Annotated in this window: 30 protein-coding genes and 1 pseudogene; 10 read left to right on the forward strand and 21 right to left on the reverse strand. The window is 55.6% G+C overall.

Annotation, left to right across the window (positions count from 1 at the left end):
• The first annotated feature begins 103 nt into the window (after positions 1-103).
• Entirely contained in the window at positions 104-967 is an 864-nt protein-coding gene (locus IM282_RS19075) for an N-acetylmuramic acid 6-phosphate etherase (protein WP_165715596.1), read from the forward strand.
• A gap of 55 nt (positions 968-1,022) precedes the next feature.
• Here IM282_RS19075 and ompC read toward each other — a convergent pair whose 3' ends face one another.
• Positions 1,023-2,189: a porin OmpC gene (ompC, locus tag IM282_RS19080; RefSeq protein WP_192970731.1), complete on the reverse strand. Its 1,167-nt coding sequence runs from the start codon at positions 2,187-2,189 to the stop codon at positions 1,023-1,025.
• 284 nt (positions 2,190-2,473) lie between these two features.
• On the opposite strand from ompC, the gene IM282_RS19085 reads away from it, so the two are divergent.
• From IM282_RS19085 to IM282_RS19095, 3 genes are read left to right on the forward strand one after another with little or no spacing between them, the layout of a single operon-like run.
• A complete protein-coding gene (locus IM282_RS19085) occupies positions 2,474-3,175 on the forward strand; it encodes a phosphohydrolase (protein WP_069596734.1) in 702 nt (233 codons plus the stop codon).
• Between the two features lie 43 nt (positions 3,176-3,218).
• Positions 3,219-4,652, forward strand: a complete 1,434-nt coding sequence (locus tag IM282_RS19090) for a DNA cytosine methyltransferase (RefSeq protein ID WP_114138773.1) — start codon at positions 3,219-3,221, stop codon at positions 4,650-4,652.
• Complete coding sequence (locus tag IM282_RS19095; RefSeq protein ID WP_192970732.1) at positions 4,633-5,124, forward strand: very short patch repair endonuclease; 492 nt, start codon at positions 4,633-4,635, stop codon at positions 5,122-5,124. Before IM282_RS19090 ends, IM282_RS19095 begins: the two co-directional genes overlap by 20 nt.
• Here the strand turns inward: IM282_RS19095 and yedA are convergent.
• Positions 5,096-6,010 (reverse strand): drug/metabolite exporter YedA, encoded by a 915-nt coding sequence (gene yedA, locus IM282_RS19100; RefSeq protein ID WP_192970733.1) that lies wholly within the window; start codon positions 6,008-6,010, stop codon positions 5,096-5,098. The two genes, IM282_RS19095 and yedA, sit on opposite strands and share 29 nt — an antisense overlap.
• A 175-nt stretch (positions 6,011-6,185) precedes the next feature.
• Here yedA and IM282_RS19105 point away from each other — a divergent pair, with 175 nt between their 5' ends.
• The 3 genes from IM282_RS19105 to dgcQ all read left to right on the forward strand — a co-directional run bounded on the left by IM282_RS19105 (position 6,186) and on the right by dgcQ (position 9,145).
• Positions 6,186-7,100, forward strand: a complete 915-nt coding sequence (locus tag IM282_RS19105) for a DUF808 family protein (RefSeq protein WP_169441341.1) — start codon at positions 6,186-6,188, stop codon at positions 7,098-7,100.
• Between the two features lie 77 nt (positions 7,101-7,177).
• Positions 7,178-7,360, forward strand: a complete 183-nt coding sequence (locus IM282_RS19110) for a YodC family protein (RefSeq protein ID WP_022648559.1) — start codon at positions 7,178-7,180, stop codon at positions 7,358-7,360.
• A gap of 84 nt (positions 7,361-7,444) precedes the next feature.
• Positions 7,445-9,145: a cellulose biosynthesis regulator diguanylate cyclase DgcQ gene (gene dgcQ / locus IM282_RS19115; protein ID WP_032671304.1), complete on the forward strand. Its 1,701-nt coding sequence runs from the start codon at positions 7,445-7,447 to the stop codon at positions 9,143-9,145.
• Here the strand turns inward: dgcQ and IM282_RS19120 are convergent.
• Both IM282_RS19120 and yodD read right to left on the reverse strand, forming a co-directional pair.
• Entirely contained in the window at positions 9,130-9,930 is an 801-nt protein-coding gene (locus tag IM282_RS19120) for a mannosyl-3-phosphoglycerate phosphatase-related protein (protein ID WP_023306524.1), read from the reverse strand. The genes dgcQ and IM282_RS19120 overlap by 16 nt on opposite strands.
• Positions 9,931-10,226: 296 nt before the next feature.
• Positions 10,227-10,454 carry a YodD family peroxide/acid resistance protein gene (yodD, locus tag IM282_RS19125; protein ID WP_017383339.1) on the reverse strand — a complete coding sequence of 76 codons (228 nt, stop codon included), beginning with the start codon at positions 10,452-10,454 and terminating at the stop codon, positions 10,227-10,229.
• Positions 10,455-10,582: 128 nt separating this feature from the next.
• Here yodD and dsrB point away from each other — a divergent pair, with 128 nt between their 5' ends.
• A complete protein-coding gene (gene dsrB / locus IM282_RS19130; protein ID WP_003859583.1) occupies positions 10,583-10,771 on the forward strand; it encodes a protein DsrB in 189 nt (62 codons plus the stop codon).
• Positions 10,772-10,868: 97 nt separating this feature from the next.
• Here the strand turns inward: dsrB and rcsA are convergent, their stop codons facing one another.
• The 14 genes and pseudogenes from rcsA to fliF all read right to left on the reverse strand — a co-directional run bounded on the left by rcsA (position 10,869) and on the right by fliF (position 22,391).
• Positions 10,869-11,492, reverse strand: a complete 624-nt coding sequence (gene rcsA, locus IM282_RS19135) for a transcriptional regulator RcsA (protein ID WP_022648556.1) — start codon at positions 11,490-11,492, stop codon at positions 10,869-10,871.
• Between the two features lie 290 nt (positions 11,493-11,782).
• Positions 11,783-12,575 (reverse strand): annotated as a pseudogene (fliR, locus tag IM282_RS19140) (flagellar biosynthetic protein FliR); the annotation flags it as partial.
• Positions 12,576-12,581: 6 nt separating this feature from the next.
• On the reverse strand, positions 12,582-12,851 hold the full coding sequence (gene fliQ, locus IM282_RS19145) for a flagellar biosynthesis protein FliQ (protein WP_003859587.1): 270 nt from the start codon (positions 12,849-12,851) through the stop codon (positions 12,582-12,584).
• A 10-nt stretch (positions 12,852-12,861) separates the two neighbouring features.
• Positions 12,862-13,599 (reverse strand): flagellar type III secretion system pore protein FliP, encoded by a 738-nt coding sequence (gene fliP, locus IM282_RS19150; protein WP_022648554.1) that lies wholly within the window; start codon positions 13,597-13,599, stop codon positions 12,862-12,864.
• Entirely contained in the window at positions 13,599-13,973 is a 375-nt protein-coding gene (gene fliO, locus IM282_RS19155) for a flagellar biosynthetic protein FliO (RefSeq protein ID WP_022648553.1), read from the reverse strand. Before fliO ends, fliP begins: the two co-directional genes overlap by 1 nt.
• A 2-nt stretch (positions 13,974-13,975) precedes the next feature.
• Positions 13,976-14,389, reverse strand: coding sequence for a flagellar motor switch protein FliN (fliN, locus tag IM282_RS19160; RefSeq protein WP_192970734.1), 414 nt, complete (start codon positions 14,387-14,389; stop codon positions 13,976-13,978).
• A complete protein-coding gene (gene fliM, locus IM282_RS19165; RefSeq protein ID WP_006811158.1) occupies positions 14,386-15,390 on the reverse strand; it encodes a flagellar motor switch protein FliM in 1,005 nt (334 codons plus the stop codon). The genes fliN and fliM overlap by 4 nt, the downstream gene beginning before the upstream one ends.
• Before the next feature lie 4 nt (positions 15,391-15,394).
• A complete protein-coding gene (fliL, locus tag IM282_RS19170; RefSeq protein ID WP_003859598.1) occupies positions 15,395-15,865 on the reverse strand; it encodes a flagellar basal body-associated protein FliL in 471 nt (156 codons plus the stop codon).
• Positions 15,866-15,971: 106 nt separating this feature from the next.
• Positions 15,972-17,186, reverse strand: coding sequence for a flagellar hook length control protein FliK (fliK, locus tag IM282_RS19175; RefSeq protein ID WP_192970735.1), 1,215 nt, complete (start codon positions 17,184-17,186; stop codon positions 15,972-15,974).
• Positions 17,183-17,626 carry a flagellar export protein FliJ gene (gene fliJ, locus IM282_RS19180; protein WP_006811155.1) on the reverse strand — a complete coding sequence of 148 codons (444 nt, stop codon included), beginning with the start codon at positions 17,624-17,626 and terminating at the stop codon, positions 17,183-17,185. Before fliJ ends, fliK begins: the two co-directional genes overlap by 4 nt.
• A gap of 21 nt (positions 17,627-17,647) precedes the next feature.
• Entirely contained in the window at positions 17,648-19,018 is a 1,371-nt protein-coding gene (gene fliI, locus IM282_RS19185; RefSeq protein WP_032624018.1) for a flagellar protein export ATPase FliI, read from the reverse strand.
• Positions 19,018-19,725: a flagellar assembly protein FliH gene (gene fliH / locus IM282_RS19190; protein ID WP_022648550.1), complete on the reverse strand. Its 708-nt coding sequence runs from the start codon at positions 19,723-19,725 to the stop codon at positions 19,018-19,020. Before fliH ends, fliI begins: the two co-directional genes overlap by 1 nt.
• Positions 19,718-20,716, reverse strand: coding sequence for a flagellar motor switch protein FliG (fliG, locus tag IM282_RS19195; RefSeq protein WP_003859608.1), 999 nt, complete (start codon positions 20,714-20,716; stop codon positions 19,718-19,720). Before fliG ends, fliH begins: the two co-directional genes overlap by 8 nt.
• On the reverse strand, positions 20,709-22,391 hold the full coding sequence (gene fliF, locus IM282_RS19200) for a flagellar basal-body MS-ring/collar protein FliF (protein ID WP_192970736.1): 1,683 nt from the start codon (positions 22,389-22,391) through the stop codon (positions 20,709-20,711). Before fliF ends, fliG begins: the two co-directional genes overlap by 8 nt.
• Positions 22,392-22,619: 228 nt before the next feature.
• Between fliF and fliE the strand changes: the two genes are divergently transcribed.
• Positions 22,620-22,934 (forward strand): flagellar hook-basal body complex protein FliE, encoded by a 315-nt coding sequence (fliE, locus tag IM282_RS19205; RefSeq protein ID WP_023300486.1) that lies wholly within the window; start codon positions 22,620-22,622, stop codon positions 22,932-22,934.
• A 75-nt stretch (positions 22,935-23,009) separates the two neighbouring features.
• Positions 23,010-23,423, forward strand: coding sequence for a lipoprotein YedD (yedD, locus tag IM282_RS19210; protein ID WP_048966296.1), 414 nt, complete (start codon positions 23,010-23,012; stop codon positions 23,421-23,423).
• 161 nt (positions 23,424-23,584) lie between these two features.
• Here the strand turns inward: yedD and amyA are convergent, their stop codons facing one another.
• The 3 genes from amyA to fliS form a co-directional block, all read right to left on the reverse strand.
• Entirely contained in the window at positions 23,585-25,072 is a 1,488-nt protein-coding gene (amyA, locus tag IM282_RS19215; RefSeq protein ID WP_045622418.1) for an alpha-amylase, read from the reverse strand.
• A 98-nt stretch (positions 25,073-25,170) separates the two neighbouring features.
• Positions 25,171-25,542, reverse strand: coding sequence for a flagella biosynthesis regulatory protein FliT (gene fliT, locus IM282_RS19220; protein WP_006811148.1), 372 nt, complete (start codon positions 25,540-25,542; stop codon positions 25,171-25,173).
• The gene (gene fliS / locus IM282_RS19225; RefSeq protein ID WP_063148558.1) at positions 25,542-25,952 is read right to left on the reverse strand and encodes a flagellar export chaperone FliS; all 411 of its coding nucleotides are present in this window, start codon (positions 25,950-25,952) and stop codon (positions 25,542-25,544) included. Before fliS ends, fliT begins: the two co-directional genes overlap by 1 nt.
• Positions 25,953-25,970 lie beyond the last annotated feature (18 nt).

Genomic DNA, 25,970 nt, shown 5'->3' on the forward strand with positions numbered 1-25,970 from the left:
TTTCATAAAGCCATGTAAAGAGAGGCGTTTCGTGAGCCTTCTCTCATGTGACCTGTATAAAACACTTTATAGTGTGGGGGTACTCATAATAAGGAGGCAGTTTATGAGCATTATGCTTACCGGTACGGCCAGGGAAAGACGGCACGCCAGCACGATGAACATCGACAGATTATCTACGCTGGATATGCTTAATGTCATACACCAGGATGACGCACAAATCTCTTCTGCACTTACCCCTCACTTAAGTATGCTGGCTCGCGTGGTGGATAACGCGGCGGCGACGCTTAGTCACGGCGGACGTCTGGTGCTGATCGGCGCAGGCGCGTCCGGAGGTGTGGCGAAGCAGGCGGCAGAAGCGTTCGCGCCGGGAAAACATTCGGTCATTGCGATGACAGCAGGCGATAACGCCGGAAGCTACGCGCGCGGCGTTGCCGACCTTCAGACGATAAAATTCGGCGAGCACGACATGATGCTGGCGCTGTCCGTCAGCGGCAAAACGCCATGGGTTTGGGGCGCGATGCGTCATGCGTGGTCTCTGGGCTCAACGGTCGCGCTCATTACGGAGGATGCGCAAAGTGAAGCGGCGCAGCTGGCGAGCATGGTTATTGCCCCCGATCTGGGCGCGGATGTGGTTGCCGGGTATACCAACGCCAAAGCGGGCATTGCGCAAAGCATGATAATGCATATGGTCACCACCGGTCTGGCGATACGGACAGGACGGGTGTACAGCAACCTGCGTGTTGATCTGGAGGCAAGCAATACCAGATGGGCCGAGCGACAAATTGCCATTGTAATGGAAGCGGGGGGATGCTCCCGGGCGCAGGCGAAGGCGGCGCTGGAAAGCTGTAACCATCAGTGTAAAACGGCGGTGCTTATGGTGCTGACGGGTATGGATGCCTGGAAAGCGCATGAATTACTGGCACAGAATAACGGGTTTGTTCGCCTGGCCTTGCAGGAAGCGCCGTAATATTTCAGCGTCAAATAAAAAAAGCCCGCGTTGCGGGCTTTGCTATTTATGGGGATCAGAACTGGTAGATCATACCGATGCCAACGATGTCATCGGTTGCAATACCGTTGTCACTGTAGAAGGCATCATCTTCGTCCAGCAGGTTGATTTTATAATCAACGTAGGTGGAGAAGTTCTTGTTGAAGCTGTAGGTCATGCCCACGTCGATGTAGTTAACCAGATCCTGGTCTACATAGTCATAACCATTGCCTGGATGATAATCGTTACCACCCAAATCGATGCCTTTTGAATAGACCCACGCCAGGGATGGACGCAGACCGAAGTCAAACTGGTACTGCGCTACGGCTTCAAAGTTCTGAGTTTTGTTGGCGATGCCATCGTTGCTGTACGGAGTCATGTTGCGGGTTTCCGCATACATCATTGCCAGGTAGACATCATTCGCATCGTATTTTGCACCGATTGTCCACGCTTCCGCACGTTCACCGCCGGCATATTTGCTGAAGCGATTATAGGTACCTGCGCCGTAAGCAACCTGGTCGTTGGTACGGTCAGACGATGAATAAGCGGCACCCAGCGACAGACCGAAATCGAAGTCATAGGTAGTTGACATACCGAAGCCGTCGCCGTTCTGGAAACGAACATCATCATGGCCATTTTTGGTGCCTTCCTGATTTTCGTTTGCGTTAGCACCTTCATTAGCACCCTGATATTGCAGTGCAAAGTTCAGGCCGTTAACCAGACCGAAGAAGTCATTATTACGGTAGGTCGCCACACCGTTAGTACGGCCAACCATATAGTTGTCGGTCCAGGTATAGGAGTCGCCACCAAATACTGGCAGCATATCGGTCCAGGCTTCAACGTCATACACGACGCCGTAATTACGGCCATAATCGAATGAGCCATATTCGCCGTATTTCAGGCCAGCAAAGGCCAGACGGTTAAAAGAGGTGTCGCCTGCGCCTTCGGTATCGTTAGCGTAGGTTTTATATTCCCACTGGCCGTAACCAATAAGATCGTTATTAATTTGTGTTTCGCCTTTGAAACCAATCTGGACATAGGTTTCATCGCCGTCGTCGCCTGGGTTGTCGGAGAAGGTATGACGTGCATCAACTTTACCGTACAGGTCAACTTTGTTGCCGTCTTTGTTATACATTTCCGCCGCATTTGCTGCGCCAGCCATTAATAACGCGGGTACGAGAATTGCCAGAACTTTTCTTTTCATTATATATTCCCTTTAAATATAAATTGTCTGAATATATGTAATTACCCTCCGTAACTACATGGCTGATACTATTCTATGGATTATTATTTAGGTTCAAAAATAAATGTAATTAAACTGGTAAAAATATTACAAAATATTTCTTTTTATCTCTTTATTTTTCGCGTGAATTAATTCATTGAAAATATAGCGGGTAATTATTATTAAGTATTTCGAAATTCTATTTATTAAGGGTTTTGATTCGGGTGTATTATAATTCACTCTCTTTTGAGCAACAGGATGGAATGATGGAACTTGCGCAGTGGCAGCACCGTTTTGAGCGCTGGCTCGACGAAAATCATTTTACTGATGATGCGGCGCACGATATCGCCCATTTTCGCCGCGTCTGGATGACGGCGCAGGCCATTATGGCTGACGGGGATTGCGATCCGCTGGTTGTGTTGACCGCATGCTACTTCCATGACATTGTCAGCCTGCCGAAAAATCACCCGCAGCGTAGTCACTCCTCGCGGCTGGCAGCGCGAGAAACGCGCCAGATCCTGAGCCGCGATTTTCCTGATTTTCCGCCCGATCGGTATGCGGCCGTTGAGCATGCCATTGAAGCTCACAGCTTCAGTGCCGGTATCGCGCCGCAAAGCCCGGAGGCCAAAACGGTCCAGGATGCCGACCGGCTGGAGGCGTTAGGCGCCATCGGCCTTGCGCGCGTCTTTGCCGTGTCCGGTGCGCTGGGCACCGCGTTGTTTAATGCCGACGACCCGTTTGCCGGGGCGCGTGCGCTGGATGATAAAGCTTTCGCGCTCGATCACTTTCAGACCAAACTCCTGCGCCTGCCGGACACCATGCAAACCGCACGGGGACGCGAACTTGCGCGTCACAATGCCGATTTTCTGATCCAGTTTATGGCGAAGCTGAGTGCCGAATTACAGGGCGATTACCTCGGAACCGACAGCCAGATATTGACCCATTTCCGTCGCAGTGTGCGATCCTGAACTGTGGTACTCTGTTTTCTGTCTTTATTGTCCGGTTAAGAGAATGCAGGAAAATCGATCAGTGACTGTGCCCGCGCCTGAGCGGGTTGAGAAATCAACGGCAGCCGTGCAGGCACTCCTGCGTCAGCTGCTGGAAATGTATGATGCTAAAACGCTGGCAAACCAGCTGGTGGCACATGGCGAGAGCCACTGGAGCCCGGCAATACTCAAGCGGCTGCTGATAAGCGACAGGGCAGGGCACCGCCTGAGCGACGGCGAGTTCTGTTATCTGCGTAACCTGCTGCCGCACCCGCCTGCTGCGCATCCGAATTATGCCTTTCGCTTTATCGATCTCTTTGCCGGTATTGGCGGCATTCGCCATGGCTTTGAAGCTATTGGCGGGCAGTGCGTGTTCACCAGTGAATGGAACAAACATGCCGTCCGCACCTATAAGGCGAACTGGTACTGCGACCCCGACGAGCACCAGTTTAATGCCGACATCCGCGACGTCACCCTGAGCCACAAAACCGGCGTCAGCGACGAAGAAGCCGCTGAGCACATTCGCAACACCATTCCGGCGCACGATGTGCTGCTGGCAGGCTTTCCGTGTCAGCCGTTCTCACTGGCTGGCGTGTCGAAAAAGAACGCGCTGGGACGCGCACACGGCTTTGCCTGTGATACGCAGGGCACACTGTTCTTTGATGTTGCCCGGATTATTGATGCCCGCCGCCCGGCAATTTTTGTGCTGGAGAACGTCAAGAATTTAAAGAGCCATGACGGCGGCAAAACCTTCCGCATTATCATGCAAACGCTGGATGAACTGGGTTACGACGTGGCGGATGCAGAGGATATGGGGCCGGACGATCCGAAAATTATCGACGGCAAACACTTCCTGCCACAGCACCGCGAGCGCATCGTGCTGGTGGGATTCCGCCGCGATCTCAATCTGAAAGGCGATTTTACGCTGCGCGATTTGCCCTCGCTGTATCCAGCGCGCCGTCCGACAGTGGCCGATTTGCTGGAGCCCGCCGTCGATGCGAAATTCATTCTGACGCCAGTGCTGTGGAAATACCTCTATCGCTATGCCAAAAAGCATCAGGCCAAAGGCAATGGCTTTGGGTTTGGCATGGTCAATCCGCTTAATCCTGACAGCGTGACGCGTACGCTGTCGGCGCGCTATTACAAAGATGGCGCGGAAATTCTTATCGATCGGGGCTGGGATAAGGCGCTGGGCGAAAAAGATTTCGACGACCCTCAGAATCAACAGCACCGACCGCGGCGCTTAACGCCGCGCGAGTGCGCCCGCTTAATGGGCTTTGAGGCGCCGCAGGGCTACAGTTTTCGCATTCCGGTGTCGGATACACAAGCCTATCGTCAGTTTGGCAACTCGGTGGTGGTGCCAGCCTTTGCCGCCGTCGCAAAACTGCTGGCCTCACGCATCAGCAAGGCCGTTCAGCTGCGTCAGAGTGAGGCCGTCAATGGCGGACGTTCACAATAAGGCCACGCGGAGTAAAAACATGCGTGCCATCGGCACGCGTGATACCGCGATCGAAAAACGGATCGCTGGCCTCCTGACCTCCATCGGGTTTGAATTCAGGGTTCAGGATGCCACGCTTGCCGGGCGTCCTGATTTCGTGATCGATGCGTATCAATGCATCATCTTTACCCACGGCTGTTTCTGGCATTATCACGACTGCTATCTGTTTAAAGTCCCGGCGACACGCACCGACTTCTGGCTGGAGAAGATTGGCAGGAACGTCGAGCGTGATAAACGCGATGTTTCGCAGCTTTACGCCCAGGGCTGGCGGGTACTGATTGTCTGGGAGTGCGCACTGCGCGGAAGAATGAAGCTGAATGACGTGGAACTGACGGAGCGGCTGGAAGAGTGGATCTGCGGCGGCGGTCAGGCCGCGCAGATCGATACCCAGGGCATTCACCCGATCACGGTTTCTCCACCTCACACGCCGTGACAATGGGTTTCGCGGGCAGTAAATATTTACCCAACGTGACCAGCACCACGGCAAAGACAATCACGCCCAGCGCCAGCCATTCAATCGTCGACAGCACTTCGCCCGCAAAACCGGTACCCAGCAGCACGGCAACCACCGGGTTAACGTAGGCGTAGCTGGTGGCAACCGCCGGTGAGACGTTGCGGATCAGGTACATATAGGCGTTGATGGCAATAATCGAGCCAAACAGCGCCAGATACCCGACGGCCAGGAAACCTGAGAGATCTGGCATTGCCGTCAGTTTTTCACCCGTCAACGCCGAGGCAATCAGCAGCACGATGCCTGCCGCGAGCATTTCAATGGCACCCGCCATCATCCCGGAGGGCAGCTCAATGCGGGAGCCGTAGACCGAGCCGAAGGCCCAGCTCATTGAGCCGATCATGATCATAACGGCAGCCCAGGGGTTTCCGCTCAGGTTTCCGCCGCTGTTCAGCATGATAATACCTACAAGCCCAATCGCGATGCCCAGCCATTCGAGCTTACGGGTGCGGATCCCGAACAGACGACTAAAGCAGAGCGTAAACAGCGGCACGGTCGCGACGACCACGGCGGCGATGCCCGACGGCACGTTCTGGTGTTCGGCGACGGTTACTGCGCCATTGCCCACCGCCAGCAGCAGCAGGCCAATCATGGCGGCGTTAAGCAGGGGACGCAGTGGCGGTAGCCTGTGGCCGCGCAGCAATAAAAACGCCATCAGCAGCACGCCAGCCGTAAGGAAACGAATACCGGCCATCATCAGCGGGGGCCAGCTTTCCACGCCAATACGAATGACAAAGTAGGTGGATCCCCAGATGATATACAGGGAAAAAAGTGCTCCAATGAGCGGTAATAAATGCCGAAAACGCATAGTCCCTCACGACGAAATAAAAAGTTCGCTCATAGTTAACGCCAAAACTATCGGGCTGGCGAGTGCTTTAATTGTGTTGTTAATGTGAAATTTTTGTTGACGTGAGGTGCCTGTTTCCGGGCGCTGAGTTTTGTTCCATACTATTCACTTAATTAGCAAAAAAAGAAGGATAGAGATTTTGGCAGGAAGTAGCTTATTAACATTACTGGACGATATCGCCACCTTGCTGGATGACATTTCAGTCATGGGAAAACTGGCGGCGAAAAAAACCGCCGGGGTACTGGGGGATGACTTGTCGCTTAACGCGCAGCAGGTCAGCGGCGTGCGGGCGAACCGTGAGCTGCCGGTGGTGTGGGGCGTAGCGAAAGGGTCCTTTATTAACAAGGTGATCCTTGTTCCGCTGGCGCTTCTGATTAGCGCCTTTATACCCTGGGCCATTACGCCATTGCTGATGATTGGCGGGGCGTTCCTGTGCTTCGAGGGTGCCGAAAAAGTGTTGCATATGTTTGCCGCACGCAAAGAGAAAGACACCCCGGAAATGCGCCAGCAGCGTCTGGAAGCGCTGGCCGCGCAGGATCCAAAAACGTTCGAGCGCGATAAGGTCAAAGGTGCGATCCGTACTGACTTTATCCTTTCGGCCGAGATTGTGGCGATTACGCTTGGGATCGTATCCGAAGCACCGCTGATGAATCAGGTCATGGTGCTTTCGTTGATTGCCATTCTTGTAACGGTTGGGGTGTATGGGCTGGTCGGTCTCATCGTCAAGCTGGATGATATCGGCTTCTGGCTGGAAAAAAAATCCAGCGCCATTGCCCGCGTTATCGGCAAAAGCCTGCTGGTGCTGGCGCCGTGGCTGATGAAAAGTTTGTCGATAGTGGGAACTCTGGCGATGTTCCTGGTCGGCGGCGGTATTATCGTGCACGGCGTTGCTTCGCTGCATCATGCAATTGAACATCTGGCGTCGGGACATGGTTCGGTGATCGCCGCCATTCTGCCGACGCTGCTTAACCTTGTGTTGGGCTTTATCGTAGGTGTCATTGTGGTGGCAGTGGTCAAGCTGGTAGAAAAAGTACGCGGAAAATCGCATTAATTTTTGCTGACCCCGGATGCAAAAAGACCATTCCTCGTCTAAATTGAAAACGTTTCACCCTGATACAGGAGGCAGGTATGGTCTTTTTGGTCAGTGATGAAGTTAAGCCAAAGAATGGTGGTCCATGCATGATTGTCACCGGTTATTCCAGTGGAATGGTGGAGTGTCGGTGGCATGACGGATACGGCATTAAGCGGGAGGCTTTTCGTGAAGATGAGCTTCAGCCTGGTGATAAAAGGCAAAAACGCGATAAGGCTTAATCACACAACGCCCGGCCTTGCCGGGCGTTTTTACTGGCAGAAGACTTATCATATCGGATGGTGAGCGACACTCAGGGAGTGCGTGTGCAGCACAATACCTTTGTTGTAAAACAATCTTTTTTGCAGTGGCTGCATAAGCGTAGCAATCCCCGTTTGGTTGTTAACCTCTGTTTTATCGTTGTCCTGATCTTTTCCACCCTCCTGACCTGGCGCGAAGTTGTGGTACTGGAAGATGCCTATATCTCCAGTCAGCGTAACCATCTGGAAACGGTTGCCAGTGCGCTGGACAGACAACTCCAGTTCAGCGTCGATAAAATGCTGTTTTTTCGCCACAGCATGCGTGATGCGCTGGAAACGCCGCTGGCGTTTGGCGTGCTGCATGATGCGGTAAAGCGTTTTGCCCGTTTGCGCGCATCCCCCACCTGGCAAATTGAGGTTGATAAACAGCGCACATTGCCGATCAACGGTGTGTCTGATGCCTTCGTTGAAAAGACCACCCTTCTGAATCGCGATGATGAGTTTCTTGATAATGAACTGTCCGCCGCGCTTGAAGTGGGGTATTTATTGCGTCTGGCATCCAGTTCTTCCGGCAACGAAGAGCGCGTGATTTATGTCTCTCGCGCCGGATTCTTTCTGGAAACGGATACGCCGGAAAATGCCAGCGATATCGTGCAGCGTTACTACCATCTGGTCACTCAGCCCTGGTTTACCCAACAGTCCGAGCGTGAGAACCGTGCGCGTGCCGTGCGCTGGTTTATCTCGCCTCCTTCCTCCTTTGTGGGCAAAAAGCCGCTGATCACCGCCAGTGTGCCTGTTTATTACAATCACGTCTGGTATGGCGTGGTGGCGATGGATTTCACCTTTGCCACCCTGCGTCGTCTGCTGGTGGAGGCCGTAGGCGATAACCCGGAAGGGGAATACCAGCTGTATGACAGTCGTCTCACCCTGCTCGCGACGTCTGGATCATCTGCTGCGGACGTTAATCATTTTGACGCGCCCGAACTAGCGCAGATAGCGCACGCAATAGAATCGGATTCCGAAGGCGGCATTCGCCTGGGGAGTCGTTTTGTCAGTTGGGAGCGTCTCGACCACTTTGATGGCATCGTCCTGCGCGTGCACACCCTGGAAGAAGGGGTGCGCGGCGATTTCGGCAGCATCAGTATTGTGCTGGCATTGCTTTGGGCGCTGTTCACCGCGATGCTGCTCATCTCATGGCTGGTGATCCGGCGCATGGTCAGTAATATGTATTCGTTGCAGAATTCGCTGCAATGGCAGGCCTGGCACGACCCTCTGACCCGGTTGAATAATCGTGGGTCGCTGTTTGAGCGGGCGAAAATACTGGCGAAGCAGTGTGAACAGCAGGCGCTGCCTTTCTCTGTCATCCAGATCGATCTTGACTGCTTTAAGAGCATTAATGACCGGTTCGGGCACCAGGCGGGTGATAAGGTGTTGTCCCATGCTGCGGGGCTGATTGCCAGTACCCTGCGCACTAAAGATATTGCCGGGCGCGTCGGCGGCGAAGAGTTCTGTGTGGTGCTGCCCGGCATGACGCTTGAAGAGGCGGCGGAAGTTGCAGAGCAGATCCGTGAGCGTATCGACAGCAAAGAGATCCTGATTAAGAAAAGTACTACCCTGCGCGTGAGCGCGTCGTTTGGCGTCTCTGGCGCGCAGGAGAAGGGCAATTATCACTTCGAAAATCTGCAATCCACCGCCGATGCGCGTCTGTATGAGGCGAAACAGCGCGGGCGTAACCGGGTCATCTGGCAGGATCACGTTAAAAAGTAATCAAGCCCCTCGCGCCAGCCGGCCGGTCCGGTGTGCTGAGTGCGATAAACCCGTGTGGGATCGTTGTTCTTAAGGCTGACCCCCTCCCGGTTGAAGCCTTTCACCACCACGGCGAAGGCTACGCTGTCCAGCAGAGGGGCATCATTGGGGCCGTCGCCCAGGCCCAGCGTTGTCGGGTCAAATCCGTCGTGCAGGCGATACTGTTCCACAAGCCAGTGCACCGCCACGTCTTTGCCACAGCTCGTGTCCAGAATATGCCAGAAGCGAGCACCCGGGACGATCTTCAGCCCCTGCCGGGCCAGTTCGGCTGCGAAGCGTTTCATTTGTTCATCACTGTCACGCCAGATCAGCGTCACGGAAGCCTCGTGTTTACGTGCAAGCGCCGCACGGGGACGGCTTAGCCCGGTCCATTCGGCGACCACGCGCTCATCCACATCGTCAAAGGTGGTGAATTTCAGATGCATCTCCTGGCGTACCCGGGCAATAAACTGCCAGATATCGTCATGCTTCTTTTCTGAGATGAACCGTGCGGCGTTTTCCCACCTTACGTCAGGCTGGATCACCGCGCCGTTTTCCGCAATGTAGGGCAGCCCGCCAAGGCCAAGTTCCTGCTGGATGTCACGCATTTCGGACGCGGTTTTGCTGCTGCACAGAATGACTGGTACCTGTTCATCCTGTAATCTCTTCAGCCAGGAAGCGGCAGGCTGCCAGTCGAGAGTGTGAAAATCCAGCAGCGTACCGTCGAGATCGGTAAAGACGAGCAGAGTCTCCTTTAGCGAAGGCATAACGTCTCCTGAATAATGATGTTCATCTAAGAAAAGTCTTAAAAAAACTCAGCATTGATGTCCCGTTGAAGTGGAAACGATCCCGATAAACCCACACGCAGCGCATGTTTATACTCATAACCAAAATTCACATGTATAAAATATAATATTCGCTAAGAGAATATATGCTTGTAAGACAAATCTGTTGGGGATAATGTCTTACCTGCATCAGATTTCCTGGTGTAACGAATTTACAAGTGCTTCTTGCATAAGCAAGTTTGATCCCGGTCATCCCCATGACCGGGATTTTTTTCGCCTTAGCGGTTCGTTTCCGAGACGCTAAAGTCATGGATATCCAGCTCGAATGCTTCAGCCAGTTCACGGTAGGTATGGTAATCACGACCATTGACCACGACACGGTCTGAATTATCCTCCGCGCGATGAACTTCGGACTCACTGATTTCATTAATGGCGGCAAGCAGGGCATCGACATCCACTTCCACCTCACGCTTAATGGTGTCGCTGTACTCTTTGTCAGTCTTCATGGCGGGCTCCTCATTTAACCGTCTCAACAGCTAAGTATAGACCGCACACAAAAACGCCATTCGCGTCAGGCGGCGATGCCAGCCAGGGTAATTTGTTCTACACTGGCTCAAAACCACAGGAGGAATGTATGAAGGTCAACGATCGGGTAACCGTCAAAACGGACGGTGGGCCGCGCCGCCCGGGCGTGGTGCTGGCAATAGAAGAGTTTAATGAAGGCACAATGTATCTGGTGTCGCTGGAAGATTACCCGCTCGGCATCTGGTTCTTCAACGAACTGGGGCACCCGGATGGGATCTTTGTGGAAACGGCGGAATAGGGCGGCGTCGGGGCGTCTTCTCCCCGGCCCGGCTGCTGAAAAGCAAAATCTCTGGCCAGGCCAGAGATCAAGGTAGGGTACAACATGGCCGTGCAAATTAGCGCATATTAACGAAAATCCCATTCGTCACATTATCTGTCAGGCGTACGACATGGTATATCACTTGCTTATTATGCGTTTTAATTTTCCTTTTAATATTTCCTTTGTGTGACGATACTGTTTTTGCCTTGATATTCATCTGGTCTGAGATCTGAATTGTCCCTTGTCCAGCCATCCACATTCTTAGCATACTTGATTCAGTTCTGCTTAATGATAGAGTGGGTAAGTTAACCGCCCCTACATTCTTAACTTCTTTATTCAAATAATCGCCCAGAATGTCATCAAGCGACTCTGGTTTAATCGATTTCGAACTGATTAATAAGTTTTTACGCACCAACAAATACTCATCGAAATGAATATTGGCGATCGCCATAAAAACAATAAACAGGGTTCTGGGATGCTGATTAATGATCTGCTTAATGTGCTGACTGTTAGCGGGGTCGTGAATGAAACAGTCCTCATTAATAAACACCACGCCGGGCTTGTGAGTCTCACAAGCGGCTGCGAGTTCTTCAACGGTGTGTGCATCGTTGATGTCTCTCTTTCTTACCCCTCTGCTTGCTAAGTACCCGGTTAACCCTAGCCGGGTGTAGCTGCATAAATCCATAATGATCGTTGACATGGCATACCCTCACTCAATGCGTAACGATAATTCACCACCTGCCTGAGAGCTCATAAACAGCCATACGGGATGGAAAAAATCTAATAAAACCTGTGAGCATGACAAAGACTTTCAGGCGAACTCACTATCCCGTAAAGTTACGTATAATTTGCCAGGAATCATCTTAAAGTAAAGTAAATATTAAGTATTGTGAGGTGGTTAGAAACATTTAAACCGCGTCAGATATATCCTGGTAGATGTTTTTCAAGATTATTTTTAGGAATATCCTCAGAAAGACATTGCAAACACTGCGGGTTATTATTTGTGTGGAAGTTCGCTGACAATATCCGCTAAGAGATTGAATATCTCGCTGAATAAATGCTCGCAGAAGGGGGCGATAAGTGGCATCAATAATGACATTAATAAAAGGCCAACCGTCAACGTCACCGGAAAGCCGATGACGAATACCGACAGCTGCGGGGCCATTCGGTTGAGTAAACCCAATGCGAGGTTAACGGTGAGCAACAGGGTTATGACAGGCAGCGCCAGCATCAGCCCGTTGAGGAAGATCAGCCCGGCAGCCCGCACCAGCGCCAGAAAAGCGTTACTGTTCACCGGGTTGTCGCCAATCGGCAGCGTGTGGAAGGTGTCCACCAGCATAGAGATGAGCCACAGGTGGCCGTTGAACGAGAGAAACAACAGCATCGCCAGCAGGTCGATAATACGCGCCAGCACGGGCATATTCAGATGGCTGCCCGGGTCAACGAACGTCGCGAAAGACAGACCCATCTGCAAACCGATCAGTTCGCCCGCCGTTCGTACCGCGGCGAAGGCGAGCTGCATCGTAAATCCGACCGCCACGCCAATCATCACCTGTTGCAGGGCAATCCAGATCGCATTCGGGGAAAAAATCGGAATATCCACCGCCGGCAGGGAAGGGGCAACGATAATGGTGATAACCATGCCCAACCCAATTTTGATGCGTTTAGGCACCGACTTTTCACTGAGTATGGGGGCGGTGGAGATCAGCGCCATGATGCGCAGCATCGGCCAGAAATAGATCCCGAGCCACTGAACAAACTGATCGCTGGTGAATTGCAGCATCGTCCGTCAGCCGATGATGTAAGGCAGATTGGTGAACAGGTTGCGCATGTAGTCCAGCAGCAAATTGAGCATCCAGGGCCCGGCAACGATAATCGCCACGAAGACGGCGATGATCTTCGGGATGAACGACAGGGTCATTTCGTTAATCTGCGTGGCGGCCTGAAGAATACTGATAATCAGACCGGTTACCAGCGCAACCAGAAGCAGGGGCGCGGCGACGGCAATCGCGACTTTCATCGCTTCCGTGCCCATCATCATGACCGACTCAGGCGTCATTGCGCGCTCCTCAACTGTAGAAACTCTGCGCCAGCGAGCTGACCAGCAGCTGCCAGCCGTCGACCAGCACGAACAGCATGATCTTAAAGGGCAGGGCAATGGTTGCGGGCGGGACCATCATCATCCCGAGCGCCATCAGGACGCTGGCGATCACCAGGTCAATAATCAGGAACGGAATGAAAATGGTGAAGCCAATCTGGAACGCCGTTTTCAGCTCACTGGTCACATACGCTGGCAGCAGAATGCGCATCGGCACCGCTTCCGGTCCCTGTAACTCGCCCGTGTTAGCGAGACGGGCAAACAGGGCCAAATCCGCTTCGCGCGTCTGGCGAAGCATAAATTCACGTAATGGCTGAGCCCCCTTTTCCAGGGCAACCTGCATGGAAATTTTATCTTCGCTGAACGGCTGGTACGCCTCGGTGTAAATCTTGTCGATCACCGGCGACATAATGAAAAAGGTCAGGAACAGGGCTAAACCCAGCAGCACCTGATTGGGCGGCGCGGACGGCGTGCCGAGCGCATTTCGCAGCAGACCAAACACAATGATGATGCGGGTGAAACTGGTCATCATCAGCAGGATCGCCGGGATAAAGGTCAGTGAGGTGATGAACACCAGCGTCTGCACGGAGAGGGACCAGCTTTGTCCCCCGTTCGCCAGCGGCGTGGAAACCAGCCCCGGCAGCTGCGCATACACAGAAGGCGCGAACAGGCCCAGACCTGCCAGCGTAAGCAATAACAAACGGCGCATCAGGATCTCCCGGAACGCTTGAGCAAACTCTTCATAACGGACTGAAAATCCGCAGGGGCCTGGGCGTTAGCCTCCACCGTGACAGGCGCAGGGGGCAGCGTGTGAAGAACGTTAATGCTGGAGGCGGTCACGCCCAGCACCAGTCGCGCATCTTCCACTTCCACAATGACCACGCGCTCGCGTGGGCCGAGTGTGGTGCTGGCGCTGACCTTCAGTCCGCGCGTGCCGGCCGTTTTCCCCGCCAGCCCGAAACGCTTTGCCAGCCAGGCGGCGATAAGGATAAAGGCAATAATACCGAACAGCGCGCCGCTCACCTGAAGCAGCGGGGAGCCGGGTACGGCGGAGGGCGCGGACAGTGTTGCCTGGGTTTTCATACTTAACGGCTCAGGCGACGCATACGTTCGGAAGGGGTAATGATGTCGGTGATACGTACGCCGTATTTATCGGCCACCACCACTACTTCGCCCTGTGCAATCAGGTAGCCGTTGATCAGAATATCCAGTGGCTCACCCGCTAAACCGTCCAGGGCTACCACGGAACCCTGCGTCAGGCGCAGCAGCTCTTTAATAGTCATGCGGGTGCGGCCCAGCTCAACGGTCAGCTTGACCGGAATGTCCATAATCAGGTCGATGTCCTGTAACGTCCCGCTGACGTCGCCGCCGCCTAACTGCTGGAAGACCGCGTCTGCCGCGCTTTTCGTCGGCGTCGTTTTTTGCTCGTTTAACGCGTCAGCCCACAGATCGTCCAGTGCTCCGCTGTTTTCATCGGACGGATTGTTCATTTCACTCATTTGGGCTGTTCCTCATTCAGCGAATTCAAAATCGGGTTGATCAAGTGCTCAACGCGTAACGCATACTGGCCGTTAATTGTGCCGTACTGGCTTGTCAGCACGGGTACGCCATCCACATGGGCAATAATGCGGTCGGGTTTATCTATCGGCAAAACGTCGCCGGGTTGTAATTTCAGGATCTGCGATAACCGCATGGAGATGTCGGCAAAGTTAGCCACCAGCTCCAGCTGCGAGTGCTGAACCTGGCGCACCAGGTTCTCACGCCAGTTCTGATCTTCATGGCGTGAGTTCTCCAGCGGCGGGTTCACCAGCAGTTCGCGCAGCGGTTCAATCATGCTGAACGGCAGGCAGATGTTGAACTCGCCCGTCAGGTTGCCGATTTCGACGTGGAACGGGGTGTTCACCACGATGTCATTCGGTGAAGTGGTGATGTTGGTAAACTTCACCTGCATCTCGGAACGGACGTACTCCACTTCCAGCGGGTTAATCGCTTTCCACGCGTCGCTGTAGGATTCCAGCGCCAGCTTCAGCATGCGGTTGATAACGCGCTGTTCGGTATGGGTAAACTCGCGGCCTTCCACTTTGGTCGGGAAACGGCCATCGCCACCGAACAGGTTATCCACCGCGATGAACACCAGGCTTGGCGAGAACACCACCAGGCCGGTACCGCGCAGCGGTTTCAGATGGATCAGGTTAAGGTTGGTTGGCACCGGCAGGTTGCGGGCAAACTCATGATACGGCTGAATGCGGATCGCACCGACGGTGATATCCGGGCTACGACGCAGCAGGTTAAACAGCCCCATTCGGAACTGACGTGCGAAACGTTCGTTGATGATCTCCAGCGCCTGTAAACGCTCGCGCACCACGCGACGCTGGGTATTGGGATCGTAGGGACGAATATTATCGTCGCCGGTCAGACCCGGCTTCGGATCGTCACTCTTATCGCTGTCGCCATTGAGCAGCGCATCGATTTCTGCCTGAGAAAGAATACTGTCGCCCATGTCGTTACCGCAGAATGAAGGCTGTATACAGAACGTCAGTGACTTCCTGCTTAGGTTGGCCGTTGACCAGCGGGGTCGCCAGCGTCTGTTTGATCGCATCGACCAGCTTTTGCTTGCCCACATCGGTGGCGAGCGCGGAGGCATCCTGACGAGAAAACAGCAGCAGCAGACGGCTACGCACTTCTGGCAGGTAGTCGTTCAGACGTGCACGGGTCGCTTCATCTTTCAGACGCAGCGTAATGCCCACGTAAAGCACGCGATCCGCATCGCCGAGGTTCACGGTGAATGTATCCAGCGGGTAGAAGACCGGCGCCGGTGGAGGCGGCGCTTCAGCTTTGGCGGCTGCGCTGGAGGGTTCCTGCTGCATACGCCAGTAACTGTAGCCTGCGGTGGCGCAGGCCGCGAGGGTAATCAACACCAGCAGCGGGATCCAGATGGAACGCTTGCTTTTTTTGGTGATAGCGGAGTCTGTCATCTGATACGAGCTTCCTGTTTCGGTACAGCTTAATACGGTGATTATCCCGTGTCCGGCTTAGGTCAAAGCGTGGAAAAGACGGGGATAATCACGTTACCTCTGGCGTTTAGGCAAAGATGTCTACGGCACGGCTGCCGCGCGCGGCGGATTGCAGGGCGGCAGGGGTTGGCAATAACTCTTCGCTCTCCTCGTTAAACCCGCCATGCTGGCCTGAACGCGAAGCGTGCTGTTGTTGCCCGGATGAAGATTGCTGCTGCCCGGCAAAGCCTTCGCTGCTGACGCTGCTTTGGGAAAGCTGTATGCCGTTTTCCGCAAGCTGCGTGCGCAGGATCGGCAGAGCCGCTTCCAGCGCCGCACGAACGTGGCTGTGGGGCGAAACCATCTGCAACTGCGCCTGGTTGTCATCCAGCTTAAGCGAAATTTGCACCTGACCCAGATCTTCCGGGTGCAGGCGTAGCTCTGCGGTCTGTTGGCCCTGTCTGGTGAACAGGGTGATGTGCTGGCTTAGATTCTGCTGCCATTCGTGCGTGCCCAGCGGCTGGCTTAACACCGGCGCGGTCGCAACGGTAGCGGCAGACTGGGGGGTTGCCAGGTGACTGATGATCGGTGCCAGCGTCGCGGTTGGGCTGACGGCAGACGACGCCGTGCTCACTACGTCCTGTTTCTCCGCGACGGCGGCAACAGCTGGCGTAACGGCTGCCGTGGCGGGCAGCGACGTGTCGCTGTCCTGAACCGACGTTTTTTCCTGACCCGTTAACGCATGGCTAAGCGGCTGATGCTGGCCGTTGTCCGTCTGGGCTAGCGCAGAGGGGAGGGCGGCACGGGGGGCGACCTCCCCGGTGCTTGCTGGCTGCGTCGCCATTGGGGTGGTAGTCTGCTGGTGCGGTAACATTGCCATCAGCGCGCTTAACCCGGCCAGCTCCTCTTCTTCAGTCGTGGTCTCGCTGTTTGCTTTCGCGTCCATCCGGGTCAGCGCCTTCAGCGCATCCGTATTCGCTGCGGGTTTCAGACCGGAGACGAGGCTTTGCAGGGAGACGGCGGTATCTTCATCAGTCAGGGTCTCCTGGCGGGAGAGCAGCTCGGCGATTTTGGCCTGGAGCGTGGTATCACCGTTTTTTTGCTGTGCCGCTGTCGACAGCTTGCTTCCCGCCGCTTTCAGATCGGCCAGCGTCAGCGGAGCATCTTTGCCTTTGCCGGTGGTCTCGGTCAGCGCGCCCGCCAGCAGAGAGAGAAAATCTTGCGCGCCCTCAGCGCCTTTTCCGGTCAGTGTGCCGCCGGACGGGTCGCTGTCGGTCATCAGCAGTTGTTGCAGTGTGATCATTCTGGTTTCCTCATTGATGCGCGCTGGGCAAACTCATCCATTTTTTTCTGATCCAGACGGTTTTCCGCCAGGGTCGAGGCTGCAATCTGCCGGTCCTGTAAGGTTTGCCAGGCCTGCAACCGCTGTTTTTTCTCGCGCCAGAAATTCAGCGCGGTATCGACTTTTTGCGTCCACTGGTTAAGCTGCTGGCGATGCTGCTCAATCGCCTTTTCCAGCGTCTGGATAAACTGCTGATAGTTAATCCAGCGCTGGCTACCAATGCCCTGCGTCATGTCGGTGTTAAGGTTGGTGCGATATTCATGCTGATAGTCGATTAACATCTTCAACTGTTCTTCAGCCTGCTGGCACCCGCGTCGCATTGCGCCAAGTTGCAATGCGGCATCATCAACTTCTTTTTCAGCCAGATCTTTCAGCGTTGATAACGCGCTGTTCTGCGCCATGACCTTCGCCCTCCACCTGTGTTACACCTGCGGGAAAATCAGCTCCAGTGCCTGGAGGGAATCTTCCCAGTCGGCGCGTTCAAAAATACCCTGTTGCAGAAATGCCTCCAGCTGCGGCCAGAGGGCAATCGCTTTATCGAGCATCGGATCGCTGCCTTTGGCGTACGCCCCGACGCTTACCAGATCGCGGTTGCGCTGGAAGCTGGAGAGCAGTTGTTTGAAGTTACGCACGCGGGCGTAGTGTTGCTCAGTGATCAAGGCCGTCATCGCACGGCTGATCGACGCTTCAATATCAATCGCCGGGTAGTGCCCGGCTTCGGCCAGACGGCGCGACAGCACGATATGGCCGTCGAGGATCGCGCGCGCGGAGTCGGCAATCGGGTCCTGCTGGTCATCGCCTTCGGTCAGTACCGTATAGAACGCGGTGATGGAGCCTCCGCCGCTGATGCCGTTCCCCGCGCGCTCAACCAACGCCGGGAGCTTGGCGAAGACCGACGGCGGGTAACCTTTGGTGGCGGGCGGCTCGCCGATGGCCAGCGCAATCTCACGCTGCGCCATCGCGTAGCGGGTCAGGGAGTCCATAATCAGCAGCACGTGTTGGCCCCGGTCGCGGAAATCTTCCGCGATACGCGTGGCGTAGGCGGCACCCTGCATACGCAGCAGCGGCGACACGTCCGCCGGGGCGGCGATCACCACCGAGCGGGCGCGACCCTCCGCACCAAGAATGTTTTCGATGAAATCTTTGACTTCGCGACCACGCTCACCAATCAGGCCGACGACGATAACGTCCGCCTGGGTATAACGCGCCATCATGCCGAGCAGGACCGATTTACCCACGCCGGAGCCGGCAAACAGCCCCATACGCTGGCCGCGTCCCACGGTGAGCAGGGCGTTAATTGGCCGCACGCCGGTATCCAGTACGTGCTCGATTGGCGTGCGTTGCAGCGGGTTAAAGGGTTGGGTGATCAGCGCGCCGGTTTCGGTGGTATCAGGGGAGGGCAGGCCATCGAGCGGTTTGCCGCTCCCGTCCAGCACGCGGCCCAGCAGCGCCGGACCGAGCGGGAGCTGTTTGCCGCTTTGCAGGCCGTCACCGCTAATGTTTTTCGCGTAGACGCGGGCGCCGGGCAAAATCCCTTCCACTTCCTCAAGGGGCATGAGGAACAGTCGCTGGCCGTTAAACCCGACCACTTCACTTTCCACTTCACGCGTCTCACTCCCGTCCTGACGCTCAATCACGCAGGTGGCGCCGAGCGGAAGTTGCAGACCCGTGGCTTCCAGGACCAGACCGGTGGCACGCGTCAGGCGTCCATAACGACGAACGGATGGCAGCTGCGCCATCTTCGTTTCAAAATTATCGAGCGTGTTAAGCCAGCGCGTAAGGCGAGCGGTCATCAGACGACTCCCGGTGCCGCCAGGCGGCACAGTTCCTGCCAGCGGGTCGCGACGCTGGCATCCAGATCGCCCTCATCCGCCGAGACCTTACAGCCTCCGTGATGGAGCGACGGATCGCCGCGCAGCCGCCAGCCGTGCAGGCTCAGCGTCGCGCCGAGGCTCTCTTCCACGCGCTGCAAATCATCAGGATGCACGCGCAGCTGCGGTTTGCCGCTGAACAGCGGCTCCTGCTGGAGCAGCCCCTGGATTTGCTTAATCAGCGCGGCGTTATCCACGACCGGCGTCTGGCCGATCACCTGACGGGCCGCCTCCAGCGCCATCTGCATCAGGCGCGAGGCAATCACGCTGTCCAGCGCATCCAGCGTGTGCTGAAACTCGCTCACCAGCTGCTGCATGCGGGCATGCAGCGGCGCCTGCTGCTGGCGCGCCTGCTCAATGCCCTGCTCTAAACCTTTCGCCAGCCCTTCCTGATAACCCTGTGCGTGCCCGGTCTGACGGCCTTCGTTCATCCCGGCGTTGAAGCCCTGCTCGTGCGCCTGCATTTGCATCTGGGCCAGCATCTGGGCGCGCTGTTCCTCTTCACTCAGCTCGGGCACGCCCGCCCCGGCGTCGCCCTCATCGGACGACACTATGGCAGGGGTGAACTCTGCGGTGGGAGGGGAGAGGTCGTCAGGCGTCCAGCGCTTCCACGACAGTTCATCAGACATAGGTGTCGTCTCCGCTGCCAATCACCATCTCGCCGGTTTCTGCCAGACGACGAACAATAAGCAGGATCGCTTTCTGTTCGTTCTCCACCTGAGACAAACGCACCGGGCCACGGTTGGCCAGGTCGTCGCGCAGGATATCGGCCGCACGCTGGGACATGTTGCGCAGGAACTTCTCGCGCAGCGGCTGCTCGGCGCCTTTGAGGGCGATAAGCAGGGACTCCGAATCCACTTCCTGAAGCAGGCGCTGGATGCTGCGATCGTCCACTTCGACCAGGTTTTCGAACAGGAACATCTCGTCGATAATTTTCTGCGCCAGTTCGCCGTCGAACTCGCGCACCGCCGTAATAACCGCCTCTTCCTGCTGCGTTTTCATCAGGTTGATGATTTCCGCTGCCGTTCTCACGCCGCCCATTTTGCTGCGCTTGAGGTTCTGGCCGTCGAGCAGGTTGTTCAGCACTTCGGTCAGCTCCGCCAACGCGGCTGGCTGGACGCCGCCGAAGGTGGCGATACGCAGCATCACGTCGTGGCGCAGGCGCTCGTCGAACAGCGCCAGAATATCGGCCGCCTGGCCCCGTTTGAGGTGGACCAGAATGGTGGCGATAATCTGCGGGTGCTCGTCGCGAATAAGATCGGCGGCGCTTTGCGGTTCCATAAAGTTGAGCGTTTCGATCCCGCTGGCGGTGTCGCGCGTTTCGAGAATATCTTCCAGCAGGCTGGCGGCGCGCTCTTCGCCCAGCGCCTTAACCAGCACGGAGCGCAGGTATTCGTTGGCGTTGACGTTGAGCGCAGCAAACTGCTCGGCTTCCTGCTCAAACTCCGCCAGCACTTCGGTCAGTTGCTTGTTGGAGATCTGGCGCACGTTGGCCATCGCCGCGCTGAGGATCTGCACTTCTCGCTGAGAGAGGTGTTTAAACACCTCCGCCGCGCGATCTTCGCCAATGGTCATCAGCAGGATGACGCTCTTATCGGTGCCTGTAAGCGTATTACTCATGTTCGTTACCCATCCAACCGCGGATGACCAGCGCGACGACGCGCGGATCGTTATCTGACATTTCGCGAATGCGCTGGCTCATCACCTCTGCGCCCATACGCTGGTTAGCACGGCGCTGCTGCATCTGTTCATCTTTGCTGAGACGAACTTCAACCGCTTCTTCCTCGTCCGGACGCGCGTTCTTCTGTTCCAGCGCGGCTTTTTCGGCTTCAGCGCGACGCTGAAGCTGAGGACGGACACCCTTACGCCACAGCAGCCACGCGACAATCAGCACCAGCAGCCAGCGGCCTGCGGACATCAGCTGATCGAAGAACGCCTGCTGTTGCCAGAACGGCAGTTCGCCACCGGTCTCATCCATCGGGTTGAACGGTGAGTTCACAACGTTGAGGGTATCGCCACGTTTTTCAGAGAAACCCATCGCTTCGCGGGTCAAATCTTCGATCTGCTTCATCTGCTCCGCCGTGAGCGGCAGCGGTTTACCGTCCGGCAGCGTTTTGTAGTTCACCACCACGGCAACAGAGAGACGCTGAATATCTCCCGTGTTCAGTTTGGTATGGCGGATAGTCCGGTCGACTTCGTAGTTGGTCGTTTCGTTACGGCTGCTGTTACGCGGGCCGGCACTGTTCGCGGTCGAGGTCGTCTGCTGATTCGTTTGCTGACCGTTCTGCGGGTTGGCCGGCGGCGTGGAGATTGGCGCGGCGTTGGCAGGCGCAGGCTGGTTAGAGAGCGCACCCGGCACGCCGCCAGGATACTGGCCACCGACCTGTTCCGTCTCATTGATCTGACGCGAGCGTAACACGGCGCGAGAAGCATCCCCGTTCGGGGCGTACTGCTCTTCGGTCTGTTCTTTATTCGAGAAATCAATCTGCGCGGTGACCTGCGCATGCACGTTGCTGTTACCCACCACCGGGCCCAGAATCGCTTCGATGCGACGCTGGAGACGGCCTTCCACGTCGGCAGCGTATTTCAGCTGGGCGTCGTTGAGATCGCGCCCGGCGGTGTTGGACTGCGTCAGCAGGTGACCGCTCTGATCCACCAGCGTAACGTTACCCGGCGGCAGACCGGCTACCGCACTGGAGACCAGGTGCGTGACGGCGCTGATCTGCCCTTCATCCAGCGCACGACCGGGTTCGAGGTTAACCGTCACAGAGGCAGAAGGGGACTTTTGTTCGCGAACAAACAGGGACGGCTTTGGCATCGCCAGGTGCACGCGGGCACTTTTCACCGGGCCTAAGGTTTCAATCGTACGGGCCAGCTCACCTTCCAGCGCGCGCTGGTAGTTAACCTGCTCGCTGAACTGGCTGATGCCGAATTTTTCCTGATCCAGCAGTTCAAACCCAACCGCGCCGCCTTTCGGCAGTCCCTGCTGGGCGAGACGCAGGCGAAGCTCGTGCACTTTATCTGCCGGCACTTCAAGCGCACCGCCGTTATCGGCAAAGCGATACGGGATGTTCATCTGGGTCAACTGGGTGACGATGGCACCGCCATCCTGGTCGGAAAGGTTGCTGTAGAGCGTGCGGTAATCCGGGCTTTTTGCCCATAAGACCATCGCGACAACGATCGCAATGGCGGCAGCGCCTGCCACAATCAACGGGATCTTAGGGTTGGCGCGAAGGCGGTTCATCCACTCGAGTGATTTATTCTGCGGCGCTGTCGATGCTGCTGTCGCACTCATTGCGCACCTCTTAAATCCTGGTGGTTTACGTTATTCGTGTAGAGAAACAAAACTGACTCCCGGGTCGGCAAACACGACAAAAGTTCCATACTGATGGCCCTGCCATTATTTGATGATTCGGGATTTTCTATGCGTCAAATAACCTGGTTTTTTAACGCTATTTACCGCCATTATCTTATTGACAAGCTGTTAGTCTTGACCTCGTAAAAAACCATCCAGGGGAGAGTCATGGCTATACAGGGCATTGAAGGGGTACTCAGTCAGTTACAGGCAACGGCGATGACCGCCCGTAATCAGAGCGTGGCTGACCAGCCGCAGGGCATTAGCTTCGCCGGTCAACTGCATGCGGCGCTGGACCGGATCAGCGATAAGCAAAACGCGGCCCGTACCCAGGCTGAGAGATTTACCCTCGGTGAACCCGGCGTGGCGCTCAACGATGTGATGGCCGATCTGCAAAAAGCGTCGGTGTCATTGCAGATGGGGTTGCAGGTGCGTAACAAGCTGGTGTCGGCGTATCAGGACGTGATGTCGATGCAGGTGTGAAACCTTCCAATCTTACGCTGGCAGCCTGATGGCTTTAATGCCACAATATTTTTTTCTTCGCATGCAGGAAAGATGATGAAAAAAGTAGCAATTGTGGCTGCAATGCTGACGTTAGCGGGATGCGTTCAGGTCGAAAACTATCAGGAAGTGGTTAAGCATCCGGCACCTTCGAATCTGGCAGGTTACTGGCAGTCGAAAGGGCCGCAGAGCGCGATGGTGAGCCCGGAGGCGATTGCCACGCTGGTGGTGACGCCAGAGGGTGATACCCTGGACTGCCGTCAGTGGCAGCGCGTTATCGCGGTGCCGGGTAAGATCATGCTGCGTTCAGCTGATTATTATAACGTGACCGAAAAACGAGACGTCTATCCGCTCGATCGTGATGGGGCGGCGCTGGAGTATGACGGCATGGAACTGTACAAGGTTGACCGCCCAACGGTGGAATGCGCAGATTACCTGAGCAAGAATCCGCTGGAGAGTAAGCTTCCGTAACCGTTTTGGAGTTTGCGCCCTCTACCCGTGGTCTGAGGGATCTCCACAAAATAATGCCTTCACCGTCGGCCCCCTCTCCCTGGAGGGAGAGGGCTGGGGTGAGGGGGAACATACGGCTCTGGTGGTCATTCCGTTCACTTTAAGACCGCACTGTTCCAGCACTACAGCGCGTCCTCAATCACCCAGACGCTGACGCTTCCCCCGTTACAGAAGAACGTCCCTTCGCCATCCGCCGCCGTGGTCACGGTTTCCTCGCGGTTGCCTAAAAAATCCCGCCAGGTCTTATTGCCGTAATTCTCGCCGAGGCAGATCGTCTTCTCACCGTTATCACCATTCGACAGCACCACCACACAGCCCGGGTGCTCCTCTGTCCCGCTGCGGCTAAACGCAATGCAGTTTGGATGATCGAAAAAGAGGGTTTGCACGCCGTGGGCAAAACGCTGCCGGGCGAGGATCAGCTCGTGGAGCTGTTCAATCACCGGCATATCAATGTGATACGTCTCACCATCCCCGCCAGTGTCGTCATAGCTGGCGCCAAAAAGATCCGGGTAGAACACGCTCGGCACGCCGTTTTCACGCAGCAGGATGAGCGCGTAGGCCAGCGGTTTGAACCAGGCTTCAACCGGGGCTTCCAGCGCCTGCAAGGGCTGGGTGTCATGGTTGGCCACCAGCGTTACGGCATGGAACGGATCGGCTTCCACCAGCGTACCGGTGAAAATCTGGCTCATATCGTAGTCGCGTCCCTGGCGTGACGCTTCGTGAAATTTCATTTGCAGCGGCGCGTCAAACAACATGGTTTTGCCGTCCACCTGATTGATGTATTGCTGCAATTTATCCACTTCGTGAGACCAGTATTCCGCCACAATAAATAGCGGCTGCGGGGCCACCTCCTGGACATGTTCAATCCACTCTTTATAGAACCAGGCCGGAATGTGTTTTACCGCGTCCAGGCGGAAGCCGTCGCAGTGGGTTTGCTCCATCACCCAGCGCGCCCAGTATTTGATCTCCTCCGTCACCGCGTGGTTGCGAAAATCAATATTTTCACCCATCAGGTAATCGAAATTGCCCATCTCGTCGTCGACCTGATCGTTCCAGCCTTCGCCGGTGTAGTCGTTAACGATTTTGAAGATACCGTCCTCACTGGGATTTTCAATGTGGTCGATACCGCTAAAGCATTTGTAATCCCAGATGAACTGCGAATACTGCCCGGCCCGAACGGGGAAGGTGTAGCGCGTCCAGGCTTCACATTCGATGATCTCATCGCTGATTTGGGTGCGATCCTGAGCATCCACGCGTTGCACGCGGACGGGTTCCTTTTCATCGGCCCCCATTTTATGGTTGACCACCACGTCCAGAAGCACCGCAATCTGGTTGCTTTTTAAGGCGTTGATGGCCTCCAGCAGTTGGGCTTTATCGCCGTATTTGGTGGCGACGCTGCCTTTCTGGTCAAACTCACCGAGGTCGAAAAGGTCATAAGAGTCATACCCGACGGAATAGCCGCCGGATGCGCCTTTGTAGGCCGGGGGTAACCAGACCATATTAATGCCGATTTCGTTCAGGTTGGGGGCTAATGCCGTGACTTCTCGCCACAATTCACCGCCGGTGGGGTAGTACCAGTGAAAACATTGTAAAAGTGTTGGGTTGCGCATGCACCATCTCCATGAGGTCGCGAAACTCAAGTATGGAGCAGGTTTGGCAGAAATGCCTGGCGAACGAAACGGTTAACGCTTGCCCGCCAGTTAAATGGCTAATTAATATCGCTATTACTTTGCGGAACCAGGACATGACCGCCCTGATTACCGTAGGTGGAGAGAACGGTTTTCTGGATGGAGGATTGCCCAACCAGCTTCGCCAGCTCATCCATTCTGGCTTGCAGCAATGTTTTTACCTGGCCTTCGTTGTCCAGGATCACCCGCAGCGTCGGGCGAAGCTGCTCCTGAATCTGCATCGAAGGTTCACTTTCCTGAGTGAGACGAGCCAGTGAGTGCACCGCATTAACATAGTCGGTTTCACAGATGATTAGATCATCCCATAGTCCCTGCCGCGCCAGTCGCAACATCAACTGGCTCTGCTCAAGGAGTTGCTGATAAAGGGCATAAAGTTGCGGTGCGTTACTCATTAGACGGCGTCCTGCATCAGTTGTGGCGTACCGGCAACCTCCTTCCACCCGTCAGCGATATTGCGCAGCAGGTTTTCCACCTCTTCGATGGCGCTGGCGTCGTTATTCACGTTGGCGTGCAGGAGGCGACGTACCATATAGGCATAAAGGGCAATCAGGTTTTGCGTAAGCTCATCATCGTTATTTTCCACCAGGCCAACCTTCAGCCCGTTTTCGATAATGTTGATGGCTTTTGAGAGCGCCAGCCCTTTTGCCGGGATATTACCGTCTGCCAGGAACAGACGCGCGCGTACCAGCGCGCTGAGGGCTCCATCAAATAGCATGATTACCAGCTGCTGCTGGCTGGCGCTCATCACCGCGCTTTCAACTTCTATCTTTGCGTAGGCCTGCGTGCCTTTTGCGCCGTACATGTTATCCCCCTCGGGTCT

This window comes from Enterobacter cloacae complex sp. P29RS (assembly GCF_014893445.1).
Classification (GTDB): Bacteria; Pseudomonadota; Gammaproteobacteria; order Enterobacterales; family Enterobacteriaceae; genus Enterobacter; species Enterobacter intestinihominis.